Annotated in this window: 14 protein-coding genes; 9 read left to right on the forward strand and 5 right to left on the reverse strand. The window is 73.2% G+C overall.

Annotated features, from left to right (window positions below):
* Window positions 1–141 precede the first annotated feature (141 nt).
* The 5 genes from IE286_RS09210 (at window position 142) to IE286_RS09230 (ending at window position 5,495) form a co-directional block, all read left to right on the forward strand.
* Complete coding sequence (locus tag IE286_RS09210) at window positions 142–1,047, forward strand: winged helix-turn-helix domain-containing protein (RefSeq protein ID WP_189796138.1); 906 nt, start codon at window positions 142–144, stop codon at window positions 1,045–1,047.
* 172 nt (window positions 1,048–1,219) lie between these two features.
* Complete coding sequence (locus tag IE286_RS09215; protein WP_189796139.1) at window positions 1,220–3,445, forward strand: aminoglycoside phosphotransferase family protein; 2,226 nt, start codon at window positions 1,220–1,222, stop codon at window positions 3,443–3,445.
* A gap of 160 nt (window positions 3,446–3,605) precedes the next feature.
* Complete coding sequence (locus tag IE286_RS09220; RefSeq protein ID WP_189796140.1) at window positions 3,606–4,190, forward strand: helix-turn-helix domain-containing protein; 585 nt, start codon at window positions 3,606–3,608, stop codon at window positions 4,188–4,190.
* An 83-nt stretch (window positions 4,191–4,273) separates the two neighbouring features.
* Window positions 4,274–5,017, forward strand: coding sequence for a hypothetical protein (locus tag IE286_RS09225; protein WP_189796141.1), 744 nt, complete (start codon window positions 4,274–4,276; stop codon window positions 5,015–5,017).
* Between the two features lie 133 nt (window positions 5,018–5,150).
* Window positions 5,151–5,495 (forward strand): DUF2516 family protein, encoded by a 345-nt coding sequence (locus IE286_RS09230; RefSeq protein ID WP_185867818.1) that lies wholly within the window; start codon window positions 5,151–5,153, stop codon window positions 5,493–5,495.
* Window positions 5,496–5,588: 93 nt separating this feature from the next.
* Here IE286_RS09230 and IE286_RS09235 read toward each other — a convergent pair whose 3' ends face one another.
* From IE286_RS09235 to IE286_RS09245, 3 genes are all read right to left on the reverse strand, one after another.
* On the reverse strand, window positions 5,589–6,971 hold the full coding sequence (locus IE286_RS09235) for a PP2C family protein-serine/threonine phosphatase (RefSeq protein WP_189796142.1): 1,383 nt from the start codon (window positions 6,969–6,971) through the stop codon (window positions 5,589–5,591).
* A gap of 284 nt (window positions 6,972–7,255) precedes the next feature.
* Window positions 7,256–8,347, reverse strand: coding sequence for a C40 family peptidase (locus IE286_RS09240; RefSeq protein WP_372462525.1), 1,092 nt, complete (start codon window positions 8,345–8,347; stop codon window positions 7,256–7,258).
* Window positions 8,348–8,485: 138 nt separating this feature from the next.
* Window positions 8,486–9,223, reverse strand: coding sequence for a class I SAM-dependent methyltransferase (locus IE286_RS09245; RefSeq protein ID WP_229862219.1), 738 nt, complete (start codon window positions 9,221–9,223; stop codon window positions 8,486–8,488).
* A gap of 380 nt (window positions 9,224–9,603) precedes the next feature.
* On the opposite strand from IE286_RS09245, the gene mshA reads away from it, so the two are divergent.
* The 3 genes from mshA to IE286_RS09260 all read left to right on the forward strand — a co-directional run bounded on the left by mshA (window position 9,604) and on the right by IE286_RS09260 (window position 13,294).
* Window positions 9,604–10,941 carry a D-inositol-3-phosphate glycosyltransferase gene (mshA, locus tag IE286_RS09250; RefSeq protein WP_189796144.1) on the forward strand — a complete coding sequence of 446 codons (1,338 nt, stop codon included), beginning with the start codon at window positions 9,604–9,606 and terminating at the stop codon, window positions 10,939–10,941.
* Window positions 10,934–11,434: a type III secretion system chaperone family protein gene (locus IE286_RS09255; RefSeq protein WP_189796145.1), complete on the forward strand. Its 501-nt coding sequence runs from the start codon at window positions 10,934–10,936 to the stop codon at window positions 11,432–11,434. Before mshA ends, IE286_RS09255 begins: the two co-directional genes overlap by 8 nt.
* 156 nt (window positions 11,435–11,590) lie before the next feature.
* Window positions 11,591–13,294 carry a glycosyl hydrolase family 28-related protein gene (locus IE286_RS09260; RefSeq protein WP_229862172.1) on the forward strand — a complete coding sequence of 568 codons (1,704 nt, stop codon included), beginning with the start codon at window positions 11,591–11,593 and terminating at the stop codon, window positions 13,292–13,294.
* Here IE286_RS09260 and IE286_RS09265 read toward each other — a convergent pair.
* On the reverse strand, window positions 13,261–14,079 hold the full coding sequence (locus IE286_RS09265; protein ID WP_189796147.1) for a helix-turn-helix domain-containing protein: 819 nt from the start codon (window positions 14,077–14,079) through the stop codon (window positions 13,261–13,263). The two genes, IE286_RS09260 and IE286_RS09265, sit on opposite strands and share 34 nt — an antisense overlap.
* Window positions 14,080–14,128: 49 nt before the next feature.
* On the opposite strand from IE286_RS09265, the gene IE286_RS09270 reads away from it, so the two are divergent.
* Window positions 14,129–14,584, forward strand: coding sequence for a DUF2000 domain-containing protein (locus IE286_RS09270; RefSeq protein WP_189796148.1), 456 nt, complete (start codon window positions 14,129–14,131; stop codon window positions 14,582–14,584).
* Between the two features lie 43 nt (window positions 14,585–14,627).
* Here IE286_RS09270 and IE286_RS09275 read toward each other — a convergent pair whose 3' ends face one another.
* Window positions 14,628–15,920: an MDR family MFS transporter gene (locus IE286_RS09275; protein ID WP_189796149.1), complete on the reverse strand. Its 1,293-nt coding sequence runs from the start codon at window positions 15,918–15,920 to the stop codon at window positions 14,628–14,630.
* Between the last annotated feature and the right edge of the window lie 102 nt (window positions 15,921–16,022).

The raw sequence follows: 16,022 nt of genomic DNA on the forward strand, positions 1-16,022 counted from the left end.
CAATTGGACTGGTTGCTGAAGTGGGGATCCCCGAGTTGACTGATCCCTTAACGCGTCGCAGGCAGGCTCGACGCAGTTTCGGTCCGCCATGCTGACTGGTGGACTGGTTTGCGGACGGGCCGCCGGCGGTACCGTCCGGACATGGGCGGGAAGCGTGGCGGCGGCGGGCGCAGGGCCTTCGACCGGCTCTCCGGTGAACTCCGCGCCCGGATGACGGACGGCACCTATGCGCTCGGCTCCTCCCTGCCGTCCCAGCGGGACATCGCGGAGGAGTTCGGCGTCTCGCGGGACACCGTGCAACGGGTGCTGCGCGAACTGCGCAACGAGGGCTGGATCGAGTCCCGGCAGGGCAGTGGCTCACGCGTCGTCAAGACTCAGCGCATACACTCCTCCGCCGCCAAGGCCACCCGGTCCCGCAGGGGCGTGACGCTCGGCCCTCTCATCAGCGAGGCCTTCGAGCAGGCCGAAGTGACGCTGGACGTCTACACGTTGACGTCGGAGTCGCTGGACGCGCACATCCGCCTCCAGGCGGAGCGGATCAGGGGCGGCTTCATCCATCCGCGCCGCATCGCCCTGCGCATCCTGCTGCCCGACCCCGCGCTGGAGCTGCCCTACCCACGGGCGCTCGACGAGGCGGACGCGCCCCGTCTGCGGGGCCGCCTGCACGCCATCACCGCCCGGCACACCGAGTCGCTGCGCGGTGTGCTGCGGGACCTGCGCACCGAGGGCCTGGTCCCCGAGGTCGACGTGCAGATCCGGCACGCCCCGCTGGCCCCGGCGTTCAAGCTGTACGTGATCAATGGTTCCGAGGTCCTCTTCGGGCCGTACGAGGTGATCGAGCGGCCGGTGGTCCTGGACACCGGGGAGGAGATCAGGGCCCTGGATGTGCTGGGGCTCGGCGCCACCCTCATCCACCATGTGCGGGACGCGCATCCCGACGCGCCCGGCTCCGTCTTCACCGCCTCCATGCAGGCCTGGTTCGAGTCGGTGTGGACCATGCTGTCGGCACCGGAGCCGTCGCGGCCGCCGCAGCCGGCCGGCGAGTGAGGGCTGGGCCCGGCCGAAGGCGGGTGCTGCTGTAGCATGCCCGCACCGTTGGATCAAGATCTGTGGCAGGCCATCCGCCGTGCCGGTACGAGGGTCTATTTCGCATCACCGACATGACCGCAGACGTACCTTTTGTCATACTGTGATCATTGTGTGAGCACTGGGAGCGGCCGTGGGTGCACCTCCTCCTTCCCGTCCCCTCCTCGGGGAACGCGCCGCTCAGGACGTCCGCGCTTTTGTGCAGCGCGCCGCCGAGGAGGGCACGGCGAGCGGAGGCCACCACAACCGGAACTACGTGCTGCCGCTGACGGAGCCCGTGGCACGGCTGCTGCACCTGGAGCCCAAGACGTTGGTGACGGTCCGGATCCGCCGCGCGGAGGCGCTTCCGGTGGTGATCCGCACCTGGGACGAAGAGGCCCGGATCCTCGACGCCGTCCGGGGAGTGCTGCCCAACGTCCCGGCCTGTCTTCTCCAGCTGGACGGCGTGGCCCTCCACAGCTATGTGGAAGGCGTCCCGCTGTCCAGCGTGTGCGCCGACGGCAAACCCGTGGACGCGCTGCTCGTCGACGCGCTGGCCGAACTGCTCGCCCGGATGACACAGGTCCGCCGCGAGGCACTGCCCCCGCTGCCGGCCGAGTGGCCGCGCAACGACAAGGACAGCCAGGGCTTTCTGCGCACCCTGGCCCGCCGCGCGGACCGGCAGATCCGCCAGCCCAACTGGCGTGAGTTCGGTGTCCTGTTCGCGGCCCTGGGCATTCCGGAGGACGCTCTGATCCGGCTGGCCGACCGGATCCCGGCCATGGCCCGGCGCCCGTTCGGCCTGCTCCACGCGGACCTGCACCGCGACAACCTGATCATGTCGTACAAGGGGGATCCGCCCCTGATCTGCGTGGACTGGGAACTGGCCACCTACGGCGATCCCCTGCACGACCTCGCCGTCCACCTCGTCCGGATGCGCTACCCCCGTCACCAGTGGGGCGAGGTGATCGACGCCTGGGCCCAGGCCATGGACCGGGTCCGGCCCGCCGCCGTCAACGGGCTGGCCAAGGACCTGCGTCACTACCTCGCCTTCGAACGGGCCCAGTCCGTCTACCCCGACGTGATGCGGGCGGCCGAGGCCCTGCAGGACGCGCCCGACCAGAAGAGCCTGGACGAGGCGACGGCCCGGGTGCACCGGGCGCTTCAGGCCGCGGCCGAGCCGCTGGGACTGCGGAACGTGCCGGACACCGACGAGGTCGAACGGGTCCTCTACCGCTGGCGCGCCTCACGGACCGTGCTGCGCGGCGGACCGGACCGGACCGGCGAGAAGATCCTGTGGTCCTGGGACCGGCGGCTTCCCGAGCGGCCGGACTTCCCGGCCTCCGCCGTCGACCACGCCCTGGTCGCCGAGGGCATGGCACCGGCCGGCCGGGTGTTCAAGGGCACCGCGCACCTGAACTCCGTGGTGCGGGTGCCCGGCGTCGCGACCCCGGTCGTGGTCCGGCGGGAGCTGCCCTCCTTCTGCCGCCGGGAACCCAGTTACCTCAGCGAGCACGCGGTGCTGCGGGCCATCGAGCAGTCCGGGATGCCGGTCGCCGCGCCCCGGGTGCTCGCCCTGGGCCGCAGCCACCGCGACGAGCAGTTCGCGATCCACACCTACGTCGGCCCGAAGGACATCGGCCGCCCGCCCAGCCACCCGGTGCACGGACTGCTGCCGCACGAGGCGGACGGCCTCGTCGACCAGCTGTGCGCGCTGACGAAGGTGGACTACACGGGGCTCGACCCCGTCGCGGGCCAGGAGAACTTCTTCGGCTGGCTCTGCAAGGAACTGGTGTGCCTGGTGCGGGAGCTGCCGCGCGAGTCGCAGCGGCTCGCCCGGTACCTCGGGCTCCCCGACGCCGACCGGCTGAGCCAGATCCTGAGCCGGTACCGCGTCGGCGCCCGGCGGCCCGCCCTGCTGCACGGCGACCTCAATCCCTGGAACCTGGTCCGCAGCGACCACGTGCTCGCCCTGACGATCATCGACTGGGAGATGGCGCTGATCGGCGACCCGCTGTACGACCTGGTCCGCCACATGCACCTCACCCCGACCCGCCCGGAGATCCGTGCGCGGATGTTCCGGCGCTGGGAGCGTGGCCTGCCCGAGGAGTACACCGCCGGCTGGCAGCGGGACTGGCCCGTGTACCGGTGGGTCGAGACGGTCCGCTCCGCCTACATCGACCTGGACCGCCTGGTGACCGGAGCCGGCCTGGACGCGCCCAACGTCTCGCGGGCCGTCGACTCGTACGCGATGACCCTCGCGGCGGCCACCGGTTTCCTGGGCCTGAAGGTCCGCTCCACCGCGAACCCGTTCCTCGCCCGGGCCTTGGCCTTGAAGGAGCGCGGTCCGGCGCCGTCCGGCGCCATCCCGGCGGGGTGACGGGCCGCGCGGGCCCGGACGTCCGCCGCGAGACGGCCGTCTGCCGGTGGGACGGGCCACCTTGGCGGGACATGCGGGACATGGGCCGGCCGAGGGAGGGTGTGCACTGTTGCAAGCGGCGTGCTTGCAATTGTTAGCAGTGCTGGGGCATGGTGAAGTCATGGCATCGCTCAACGTCGGCAATCTCGGTGAGTACCTGCGCGAGCAGCGGCGCAACGCCCAGCTGTCGCTGCGGCAGCTCGCCGATGCCGCCGGGGTGTCCAACCCGTACCTGAGCCAGATCGAGCGGGGGCTGCGCAAGCCCAGCGCGGAGGTGCTGCAGCAGGTCGCGAAGGCGCTGCGCATCTCCGCCGAGACCCTGTACGTCCGCGCCGGCATCCTCGACGCCGAGCGCGACCGGGACGAGGTGGAGACCTGCGCCGTCATCCTCGCCGATCCCACGCTCACCGAGCGCCAGAAGCAGGTGCTGCTCCAGATCTACGAGTCCTTCCGCAAGGAGAACGGATACGGCAAGGACGGATCCGGCAAGGACAGCGGAGCCGGTGCCGGGGGCGGCGCCACCGCGGACGGAGCCGGGGACGCCGCCGAAGACGGCACCGGTGTCCCCGCGGCCGGCGGTGTGCGCGGCGGCGGCATACGGTCCGCCGCCGTCCCCGAGCCGGACGGCGGCCGCCCCGCCTCCGCCGAGCGCCGCACCCGCACGTCCGGCGGCAATGACACCGAGCCGCGCCCGGCAGCTGGCTGATCCACGGCCCCAAGGGCCCCACGGCCGGCCCCGCGCGGCACCCCCAGACCCCAGCCGAACGCGATCCGAAGGGATCAACACCGATGGCCATCACCGACGATCTGCGCAAGACGCTCAGCGACCCGAGGCCGCTCTACTTCGCCGCGGGAACCGCGGACCTGGCCCTGCGGCAGGCCAAGAAGGTGCCCGCTCTGGTGGACCAGCTGCGCGCCGAGGCCCCGGCGCGCATCGAGGCGGTGCGCAACACCGACCCGAAGGCCGTCCAGGAGCGGGCCACCGCCCGCGCCAAGGAGGCCGCCGACCGGGTCAAGGAGACCCAGGTGACGCTGCAGACGAGGATCAGCCAGTTCCTCACCTCCCTGGACTCCGACCTGAAGAAGCTCAGCACCAGCCTGGACGCCGATCTCAAGCGGCTCGGCGAGACCGCCCAGGACCTCGCCCTGCGCGGCGTGGGCGTGGCCGCCGAGTACGCCGTGAAGGCCCGCGAGACCTACGAGAAGGTGGCCGAGCACGGGGAGCAGGCGGTGAGGACCTGGCGCGGCCAGGCCGCCGAGGGCATCGAGGAGGTCGCGGAGGAGGTCGAGGAGCTGGCCGTCGCCGTCGAGCCGAAGGCCGAGCCCAGGACCGAGTCCAAGGCCGCGTCGAAGACCGAGCCGAGGGCCGGGTCCCCGGCCGGCGGGACGAAGACCGCTCCGGCTGCGGGCCCGGAGACCGGGCCGGCGCAGGATTCGTCCGCGCCCGCGGCGAAGAAGGCGCCGGCGAAGAAGACCCCGGCCCGCAAGACCACGGGCACGACCGTGAAGAAGAACACGCCGCCCGCCAAGTAGCGGCACACGGCCCCGGTCACCGTGCCGTCGGCCCGGTGGACGGGCGAGCGGGCCGGGCACGCGGGCGGTGCCCGGCCCGTTCTACGGGTACGGTGGCCGAGGACCTAGTCGGAGGAAACGGGCGGTGGGCGACATGCTGATGATGGGCTTCGCGGGGTTCCTGGGTCTGCTGAAGATCCTTCTCATGGCCCTGGCCGCGTTCGGGCTGGTGGACGCCGCGTTCCGGCGCGAGGACGCCTTCCGGGCGGCGGACAAGCAGAACAAGGGGTTCTGGCTGATCGTCCTGGGCCTGGCGCTCGTCGTGAGCTACCTGTTCTCGATCTTCATGTTCCTGCCGGTGATCGGCGCGATCGCGAGCATTGTCTACATCGTGGACGTGCGGCCCGCGCTCAAGCAGGTGTCCGGCGGCAGCGGCTGGGGCCGTCGCCGCGGCAGCAGCAGCGACGGCCCGTACGGGCCGTTCAACGGCGGCCGGTAGGGCCGCCGGGTCCGCGACCGGCGGCCCGGCCGGTCGCCGGCCGTCGTCACATGGCGTGCATGTCCCGGTCGCGGCCGCCGCCGCGGCACGGCCTCATGGCCGTCGCTCCAGCATGACCACCGCGACGTCGTCGTTGAGTTCCCCGCCGTTGAGGGTGCGCGCCTCGTTCACGGCCGCCCGCAGCAGCTCCTCGCCGTGCAGCCCCCGGTCCAGCTGGCGGCGGACCATGTCCACCATCCCGTCCTGACCCAGCCGCTCGCCGCCGTCGCCGACCCGGCCCTCGATCAGGCCGTCGGTGTACAGCATCAGGCTCCACCGGGACCCCAGCTCGACCTGGGTCCGGGGCCAGCGGGCGCCCGGGAGCAGGCCGAGGGCGGGGCCGTTGTTGTCGTACGGCAGCAGCCGGGCGGGCCGCTGAGGGGTGATGACCAGCGGGGACGGATGCCCGGCCAGGCACAGGCCGGCGTGCCGGCCGTCCGGCGAGATGTCCACCGTGCACAGCGTCGCGAAGATCTCGTCGTTGGTGCGCTCGTGCTCCAGCACCTGCTGCAGCGTGTTCAGCAGATCGTCGCCGCACAGCCCCGCCAGCGTCAGCGCCCGCCAGGCGATGCGCAGCTCCACGCCGAGCGCGGCCTCGTCCGGGCCGTGCCCGCACACGTCGCCGATCATGGCGTGGACGGTGCCGTCGGGGGTGCGCACCGCGTCGTAGAAGTCGCCGCCGAGCAGGGCGCGGGAACGGCCGGGCCGGTAGCGGGCGGCGAAGTGCAGCGTGGAGCCGTCCAGCAGGGGGGTCGGCAGCAGGCCGCGCTCCAGGCGGCGGTTCTCCTGCGCGCGCAGCCGGCCCTCGGCCAGCCGGCGTTCGGCGACGTCCGAGCGCTTGCGCTCCACCGCGTAACGGATCGCCCGGCTCAGCAGGCGTCCGTCCAGCTCGTCGCGGAACAGGTAGTCCTGGGCGCCGACGCGGACCGCCTCCGCGCCGCGTTCGGCGTCGCCGGACGCGGTCAGGGCGAGCACGGCGTGCCGGGGCGCGAGCCGGAGGACGTGCTTGAGGACGGCCAGCTCGTCGTCGCCCTCGCCGTCACCGGAGTCGGAACCCGCGGGTGTGCCGGTGCGCGACGGGGCGGGCAGCGCCAGGTCCAGCAGGATGCAGTGGACGTCGTCGGTGAGCAGCCGCTCGGCCTCGGTGAGGTTGCGGGCCGTGCGGACACGGATCGGCTTGCCGGCCGAGTCGAGCAGCCGGGGCACGATCGGCGAACCCGCCGGGTCGTCCTCGATCAGCAGCAGCGTGAGGGGGCCGCTGCCGGCACCGTGGTGAGCGGTGGTCCGATGGGTGTCCTTCTCGACCGTCGTTTCCTTCGGCTCGGTGGTGGTCGTGTGCGGGGCCGGTGCCGCGACGGCGCCGTCGTGGGTCACGGTGGGCGCCGGGCCGCGCTCCGCGGCCGGGATGTCTCGCTGCCGCGGTATGGGCACGGGCATCGTCCTGCGTTTCCTTCCCTCCCCCCGAGGGCGTGGGTGGGTACGGGGAACCGCCCCACCAACCGGGACCCTAGCGGCAGTCGGCGGCGCAGCGGAACGGCCCGGACAGCGGCGCTTCGGCATGGGCGAGCGGCATATGCCGCGAGGCGTACCGGAGTTGGACAGCACGGCCGCGCTCCGGGATGACGAAGGTCACGTCCGTCCGGGGTTTCGGCGCCCGGCGAGGGTGCGGTGGGTCACATGGTCCAGGTCACCGCCGAGCCGCCCGCTGCGGGCGGTGCGGGTCAGTCCGGGTCCGGGCGGACGACCCCCAGGATCGGCATCTCGCCGGCGCCCGCCAGGGTCACCGTACGGCCGGGGCGCGGGGCGTGGACGATCCTGCCGCCGCCGACGTACAGCGCGACATGGCTGGCGTCGTCGAAGTAGATGATCAGGTCGCCGGGGCGCATGTCCTTCAGCGCCACGTGCGTCAGCTGTCTCCACTGCTCCTGCGAGGTGCGCGGGATGGGGTGGCCGGCCGCGGCCCAGGCCTGCGAGGTCAGCCCGGAGCAGTCGTACGTCCGCGGTCCCTCGGCGCCCCACTCGTACGGCTTGCCGATCTGGGCCGTGGCGAAGGCCACCGCCTTCCGGCCCGCCCGGGACGCGGTGCCGCGGATGTCCTTCAGGACGCCGGAGCCGAGCCAGGCCGCCTGCGCCTTGCGGGCCGCCTGCCGCTCCAGCTCCGCCAGCTGCCGGCGCTGCTCCTTCTCCAGCGTGGCCTGCAGTTTCTCGGCTTCCTCGATCCGCTTCTCGATCCGGGTGCGGGCGGCGTCCCTGGCCTTGCGGGTGGCCTGAAGCGAGGCCAGCTCGCTCTCGGCCCGACGGGCGTCCTCCCGCAGCTCCTTCTGGGTGCGGGTCATGTCCTCGAGCAGGTCGCGGACCGCGCGCTCGCCCTGCACGGCCCAGCCGGCTCCCTGGAGGAAGGCCTGCGGGTCGTCGCCGAGCAGCAGCCGCGCCTCGGGAGGCAGTCCGCCCGAGCGGTACTGGGCCTGGGCCGCGGCACCGGCCCGGTTCCTGAGACCGTCCAGCTTCTGACGGCCCGCGGCGATCTTCTTCTTCAGCCGGTCGACCTCGGCGGCCTGCTGCCGCGCCTTCTCCTCGGCGGCGTTGTAGGCGTCCGTGGCGACCGCGGCGTCGTGGTAGAGCCGGTCCAGTTCGGCACGGACGGCCTCCAGCCGGCCGTCCACCCTAGTGCCCGGTGCGGCGGAGGGCTCCGGTGACGCGGAGGGTTCCCGTGCGGAGGCGAACGCCGTGCCCGCCGTCGCCGGCACGACGGCCCCGCACAGGGCGGTCACGGCCGCCGCGAGCACACTGCGCCTGCTCCGTCCCCGATGCATAGGTCCCCCCACCTGATTTACCGTCGGTAACATGCGGCTCGGTGGGATCGTGCCATGCCCACGCTCAAAACAACAGAGCGCCGCAGTCCCGTGTGCCCCCCACGCATCCCGCCCGCGGCTCAGGACAGGTCCGCCGGGTCAGGTGCGCGGCGCCAGCGCGGCCCACCGCACGGTGACCTCGCCCTGCCGCCAGCGCCCCGGCCCGTCCGTCACCGGCCAGTCCGCGCTCAGGTCGCGCACCGCGCGGATCCACCGCTGCCGGGCACCGTAGGCGGCATACGGCGCGGCGGCCGCCCAGGCGCGGTCGAAGTCGCGCAGGAAGGCATGCACCGGCTCCCCGGGCACATTGCGGTGTATGAGCACCTTCGGAAGGCGTTCGGCCAGATCGGAGGGGCGGTGCAGGGAGCCGAGCCGGGTGGCGAAGGTGACCGTGCGGGGCCCTTCCGGGCCGAGTGCCACCCATACGTGCCGCCGTCCTATCTCGTCGCAGGTGCCCTCCACCAGCAGGCCCCCGCGCGAGTGCGCGTCCGCCGGGGCAAGGCGGGCGCACAGCCGCTCCCAGACGGCGGCGACCTCCGACTCGTGGTACTGGCGCAGCACGTTGGCCGCCCGTATGAGCAGGGGCCGTCCTGTCACCGGCACCTCGAAGCCGCCGTGCCGGAAGACCAGACCGTCGCGCTCGTACGGCCGGGCCGCCGCGACCCGGGCCGGCTCTATCTCCACCCCGACCACGCGCACCCTCGGCGCCGCGGTGCGCAGCCGGCCCAGCAGCTCGACCGCCGTCCAGGGCGCCGCGCCGTAGCCGAGATCGACTGCCACGGGGTCGGCGGCCCGGCGCAGCTCGGCGCCGTGCACGGCGGTGATCCAACGGTCCATGCGGCGCAGCCGGTTGGGGTTGGTCGTCCCGCGCGTCACCGTGCCCACCACCGGTGCCCGCCCGTTCGCCTCCGGCCGCCGCGGGTGGGGGAGCAGCAAGGTGTGCACGGTCATGGATACGAGGGTATGGGGGCACCCGGCACCGAACGTTCCCGCGTCCCAGGGCCGCGGCGTGGTGTACATCACCCTCTCGGGGCGGATGAATGCCAACGGCCGGGTGAGATGGCGTAACGATCGGGCAAAAAACGCCGTGGCGGGTGGGAGCCGGAAATGGAGCCCTTCTGCGCGGTGTTGCTGTTTCCGGGTGCCGCACGCCGTCCGTCCGGCACGCCCGCATCACGACCGGCAGCAGCACACGCCCGCACAAGGAGGAACGCCAGGTGGGCCAGTACGTCAGCAGGCTCGGGCGCCGCTCCGCGGCGGGTCCGGCACGGCTGCGGCTGCACCGCCGCCCCCGGCGCGTCGCCATGCTCTCCGTGCACACCTCGCCGCTGCACCAGCCCGGCACGGGCGACGCCGGCGGCATGAACGTCTACATCGTGGAGCTGGCCCAGCGGCTCGCCGCGATCGGCATCGAGGTGGAGGTGTTCACCCGGGCCACCGCGGGCGGGCTGCCGTCCACCGTGGAGCTGGCCCCGGGCGTCCTGGTCCGGCACGTGGACGCCGGCCCCTACGAGGGCCTGGCCAAGGAGGACCTGCCCGCCCAGCTGTGCGCCTTCACCCACGGCGTCATGCAGGCGTGGGCCGGCCACCGCCCCGGCTACTACGACCTGGTCCACTCCCACTACTGGCTCTCCGGCCAGGTCGGCTGGCTGGCCGCCCAGCGCTGGGGGGTGCCCCTGGTGCACGCCATGCACACCATGGCCAAGGTCAAGAACGCCCACCTCGCCGAGGGCGACACGCCCGAACCGGCCGCCCGGGTCATCGGCGAGACCCAGATCGTCGCCGCCGCCGACCGGCTGATCGCCAACACCGAGGAAGAGGCCGAGGAGCTGGTCCGGTACTACGACGCCGACCCCGGCAAGGTCGCCGTGGTGCACCCCGGGGTGAACCTCGCCCGTTTCCGTCCCGCCGACGGCCGTGCCGCCGCCCGGGCCCGTCTCGGGCTGCCCCAGGACGCGCTGATCCCGCTCTTCGCCGGCCGGATCCAGCCGCTCAAGGCCCCCGATGTGCTGCTCAAGGCCGTGGGCGTGCTGCTGCAGGAACGTCCCGGCCTGCGCTCCCGCATCGTCGTGCCGGTGGTCGGCGGCCCCAGCGGCAGCGGGCTGGCCAAACCGGAGGGGCTGCAGAAGCTCGCGGCGCAGCTCGGCATCGCCGACGTCGTACGGTTCCGGCCCCCGGTCGGGCAGGAGCAGCTCGCCGACTGGTTCCGGGCCGCGTCCGTGCTGGTGATGCCCTCCCACAGCGAGTCCTTCGGGCTGGTGGCGATAGAGGCGCAGGCCGCCGGCACACCGGTGATCGCCGCCGCCGTCGGCGGGCTGCCGGTGGCGGTACGGGACGGCGAGACCGGTTTCCTGGTCCAGGGCCACGACCCGGCTGCCTACGCGCGGGTGCTGCGGCGCTTCGTCGACGAGCCGGAACTGACGGCGCGCATGGGCGCCCGGGCCGCCCGGCACGCGCAGTCCTTCGGCTGGGACACCGCGGCGGCCGCCACCGCCGACGTGTACACGGCCGCGGCCCACTGGTACCGCCGTCGCGTACGCTCCCACCATGGGTGATGTGCAGCAGGCCGGGCAGGTTCTCGAAGCGGTCTTCACCGACTCCGAGTTGGAGTGGGAGTCCCCCCGGCCCGGGACCTACGTGGTCCAGCTCCCCGGTACGCGCAAGCTGTCCACCACGGTGTCGTTCCTGGTGGGCCGGCACTCGCTGTCGCTCAACGCCTTCGTCATCCGCCATCCCGACGAGAACGAGGCGGGTGTCCACCGCTGGCTGCTGGAGCGCAACCTCAAGCTGTACGGGGTGAGTTACGCCGTCGACCGGCTCGGCGACGTCTACCTCACCGCGCGGCTGCCGCTCGCCGCGGTGACCGCCGAGGAGATCGACCGGCTCCTCGGCCAGGTCGTGGAGGCCGCCGACGGCGATTTCAACACCCTCCTGGAGCTGGGCTTCGCCTCCGCGATCCGCAAGGAGTACGCCTGGCGGGTGTCGCGCGGCGAGTCCACGCGCAACCTGGAGGCGTTCATGCATCTGATCGAGCGTCCGGCCGACTGAGGTCCCTTCCCCGCGCCGTCCTTCTCGCCCTCCCCTCCCTCCATCACGTCGTCCCGCACGCCCTCTTCCCGGGTGCCGGGGTGCGGTGGCATGCTCACGGCCAGCACATTTCTGAATGGCGTTCAAGTCCATGAATCCTCAGAAGGGGTGGCGGTCATGACCGACGCGCGCCGGGACACCGGGCGGCTGACCAGACGGACCCTCCTCGCGGGCGCCACCGCCGTGGCCCTCGGCGCCACGGCCGGCCGGGCGGCCGCCGCCCCGGACCACGCGGGGCGGGCGGCGGCCAGGACAGGTCAAGTACCGGTCATCTGGGAGGAGTTCACTCGCACCCCCCTCACCCACCCGCAGATCCCCTACATCGGCCGCGCCGGATACCGCGCCGGGACGGCCCGCCTCCCGCGCCCCCGGGTCGTCGCCGATGTCACCGACTACGGCGCCGTCCCCGACGGCACCACCGACTGCGCGCCCGCCATCAACCGCGCCCTCGCCGAGGCCGGCCGGGCCGGCGGCGGCACGGTCCTCGTCCCGCCCGGCACCTACCGCATCGACGGCCTGATCCGCATCGGCCACTCCGGCGTCGTCCTGCGCGGCGCCGGCAGCGGCCGGACCACCCTGTACGCCACCAAGAACCTCACCGAGCTGATCGGCGTCTACGGCTCCCGTTACGGCGGCGACAAGTCGTCCTGGTCCTGGGCGGGCGGCCTGATCTGGCTCGCCCCCGAGGCCCGCTGGAACTCCCTGGTGGCCGCCATCCGCGCCCAGGACTGGCCGTTCGAGGGCTGGACCGGCAACCGGCGCGACGAGTGGACCACCCTGACCACGCTCTCACCGGCCCGGCAGGGCGACCGGACGGTGACCGTCGCCGACCCCTCCCGGCTGCGCCCCGGCCGACTGGTCCTGCTGCGCCTGGCGGACGACGCGGACCACACGCTGCTGGAGCACATGGCGGGCGGCGGCCCCGGCCCCGAGGCCTACCGCTGGGACGACAAGACCAAGCTGCTCTCCTACGTCCCCTACGAGTGGCCGGTGCGGATCAGCCGCGTCCACGGCCGCACCGTCACCCTCGAACGCCCCCTGCCGCTCGATGTGCGCCCCGAGTGGGACCCGCGGCTGACCACCCACGCCGAGGAGCTGACCGGCTCGGGTGTGGAGGGCCTGACCCTTCAGGCGGTTCAGACCCAGCAGTCCCCGCACCTGCTCGACAAGGGCTACAACGGCGTGGTCCTGCAGTGCGCCTACGACTGCTGGGTGGACGACGTGACCGTCCGCCACGTCGACAACGGCTTCGGCCTGGTGGCCGCCTCCGCCTGCACCCTGCGCCGCACCCGCGTCGCCGGCCGCGGCTCCCACCACCCGTACTTCTGCCGTGAGGGCTCCCACGACAACCTGATCGAGGACTTCACCATCGAGAAACGCACGGTGCCCGCCCCGCCCGGCACCCAGTTGCACGGCATCAACGTCGAGGGCCTGTCCTCCTACAACGTCTGGTCCCGCGGCGAGATGCAGATGGGCACCTTCGACTCGCACCGCGGCCTGCCCTTCGCCGACGTCCGCACCGACATCACGGTGAACAACGACGGCCGGCACGGCGGCGACGCCGGCGCCGGCCCGCTCTTCGGCGCCCGCTTCACCCACTGGAACATCCGCGTCACCAACGGCCGCGCCGGCCTGATGAAGATCGACGAACTCGCCCCCTGGTCGGCCACCGTCGGCATCGACGAGGTCACCGAGTTCGGCCAGATCGACGTCCCCGACTTCACCGGCGACCTGCACTCCCGCCTGGAGCTGTACGGGACGACCGACGTGGTTCGCCCGCGCAACCTCTACGAGGCCCAGCGCGCGCTGCCCCTCCGGTAGCGCCCCGGGGTCACCCCGACCAGCTTCTTGAAGTGCCGGGTGAGGTGCGCCTGGTCGTAGAACCCGGTCACCGAGGCCACCTCGCCCGGCGGCACCCCGTCCAGCAGCAGCCGCCGGGCCCGGCCGACCCGGCGGGACATCAGGTACTGGTGCGGGGCGATGCCGTACGCGGTGCTGAACGCCCGGACCAGATGGGCCGGATGGGCGTGCAGCAGCCGTGCCGCCTCCTGGAGCGTGACACCGGCCGCCACCCGCGCGTCCAGCAGGTCCCGCAGCCGCCGGGCCAGCGCCGGGTCCCGGCACGGGCGGGCGGACTCACGGCGCGTGAGATGGACGCGCAGCCGCTCGGCGACCAGGGTCAGCCGGCTCTCCGCCTCCAGCTCGTCGCCGGGCCGCCCGAGCGCGGCGTGCAACTGGCCCACCCGCCGCCGCAGCAGCGGATCGGGCAGGTCCGGCCCGTCCACGGCCGCCCCGATCAGCTCGGCGCTCAGCCGGCTTCCGTCCAGATACACCACGCGTTTGCGGAAGCCGTCCGGCGTGGCCGGGGAGCCGTTGTGCGGCACGTGCGGCGGCAGCAGGCTCACCGTGCCGAGCGGGGTGCCGTGCTCGTGCCGGTCCAGGTCGTAGCGCACGGCGCCGTCGTCCACGATGAGCAGCGTCCAGGCGTCGTGGACGTGCATCGGGTAGGCGTACTCGGTGAAGCGGGCGTGGAGCACCTCCACGACACCCGGGACACGCGGACGCCACGCGGAGACTTCGGCCTGTCCGGCCCGTTCGGCGGCCATGCAAAGAACGTACAAGACCCGCCGCCCGGCCGCCGGGCAGTCTCGCTGCATGAACACCGCACCGCACGAGGCCGGGGACACGACGCCCCCGCCGGTCCGCTTCGACACCAAGATCGCCGTCCTGCTGCGCGAGGACCTGCAGACCTGGCAGCGCCTGAACGTGACCGCCTTCCTGGTCAGCGGCCTGGGCACCGAGGTCCCGGAGGTCGTCGGCGCACCCTACGAGGACGCCGACGCGGTGCCCTACCTGCCGATGTTCCGCCAGCCGGTCCTGGTCTTCGAGGGCTCCAAAGAGACGCTGGCCACGGCCCACGCCAAGGCCCTCGCCCGCGCCCTGCCCCGCGCGGTGTTCACCTCCGACCTGTTCACCACGGGCAACGACCGCGACAACCGCGCCGCCGTCCGGGCCGTTCCGACCGCCGAGCTGGACCTGGTCGGGCTGGCGGTCTACGGCCCGAAGAACGCCGTGGACAAGACGCTGAAGGGAGCCCGGATGCACCCGTGAGCCGGCCCGGCGGGCCCCGCCCGCGTGAGCCGCCCCGGACCGCTCACCCGCCCTCGGCGACGACCCCCGACGGCGTCCCCGCCGGCGGGGCCTGCGCCGCCGAGGCCTCCCCGGCTCCTTCGGCCGGTGTCTGTGTCGGCAGGCGCCGCATCAGGGCCGCGTACCCGAGTCCGGCCGCCGTCCCGACCGCCGCGCACAGCCCCCACAGCCAGCCGGCCCCCAGACGGTCGATGACCGCACCGGACATCACCGGGGCGACCAGGGCGGCCAGCGCCCAGGACAGCGAATAGACCCCCTGGTAGCGGCCGCGCCCGTGGACCGGGGAGAGCCGGACGACGAGCCCGGTCTGGGTCGGCGCGTTGATCATCTCGCCGAGGGTCCACACGCACACCGTGAGCGCGATGACACCGACCGACCCGGCGAACGCGGTGAGCCCGAACCCCCACCCGGCGAGCAGCGAGGAGACAAGCAGCAGCCGGCGCGGGTCGCGGTGCTCGATGAGCCGGGTGACGGGGATCTGCAGGGCGACGATCAGCACCCCGTTGAGGGCGATCGCCATGCCGTAGTCGGCGGGGCTGAACCCGGCCCGGCCCATGGCGACCGGCAGACCGACCGACCCCTGCTGGAACACCAGGGCGACGAGGAACGACAGGGCGACGACGCCCATGAACCGCCCGTCGCGCAGCACCGTCCCCAGCCGCACCCCGCCGCCGGGCTCCTCGCCCTTGCCGGAGGAAGAGCCGGGCCGCGACTCGGGCAGTGTGAGGAAGACCACGATCGCGCAGACCAGGGTCATGCCGGCCTCGATCAGGAAACCGGCGAGATAGCTGACCTCGGCGATGAAGCCGGCCGCCGTGGAGGAGACGGCGAAGCCGAGGTTGATCGCCCAGTAGTTGAGGGAGAAGGCCCGCACCCGGTCCTCGGGCCGCACGATGTCCGCCATCATCGCCTGTACCGCGGGCCGGGAGGCGTTGGAGGCCACGCCGACGAGGAAGGCCACGACGGCGATGGACACGGGATCGCGCATGAACCCGAGCAGCGCGACGAAGACGGCCGTGGCCACCTGGGCGACGAGCAGGGTGGGCCGGCGCCCCAGACGGTCGGCCATCACCCCGCCGGCCAGGGAGGAGACGACCCCGCCGAGCCCGTGCAGGGAGGCGACCAGACCGGCGTAGGAGGCGGAGTACCCGCGGTCGAGGGTGAGGTACAACGCCATGAAGGTGGCTACGAAGGCGCCGAGACGGTTGACGAGGGTGCTGATCCACAGCCACCAGAAGGCCCGGGGGAGCCCGGAGACGGTGTCGAGCGCGGCACGCCTGAGACGGGCGACGGACATGGACGGCGACCCCCGGAGCTGTCGGAGCGGTAAGTGATGCGAACGGCGGGCACACCTTACGAGAGCGCCGGACGCCGGGGCCACTCATTTACCGGGACGCGT

The organism is Streptomyces thermodiastaticus (genome assembly GCF_014656135.1).
GTDB classification, from domain to species: Bacteria; Actinomycetota; Actinomycetes; order Streptomycetales; family Streptomycetaceae; genus Streptomyces; species Streptomyces thermodiastaticus.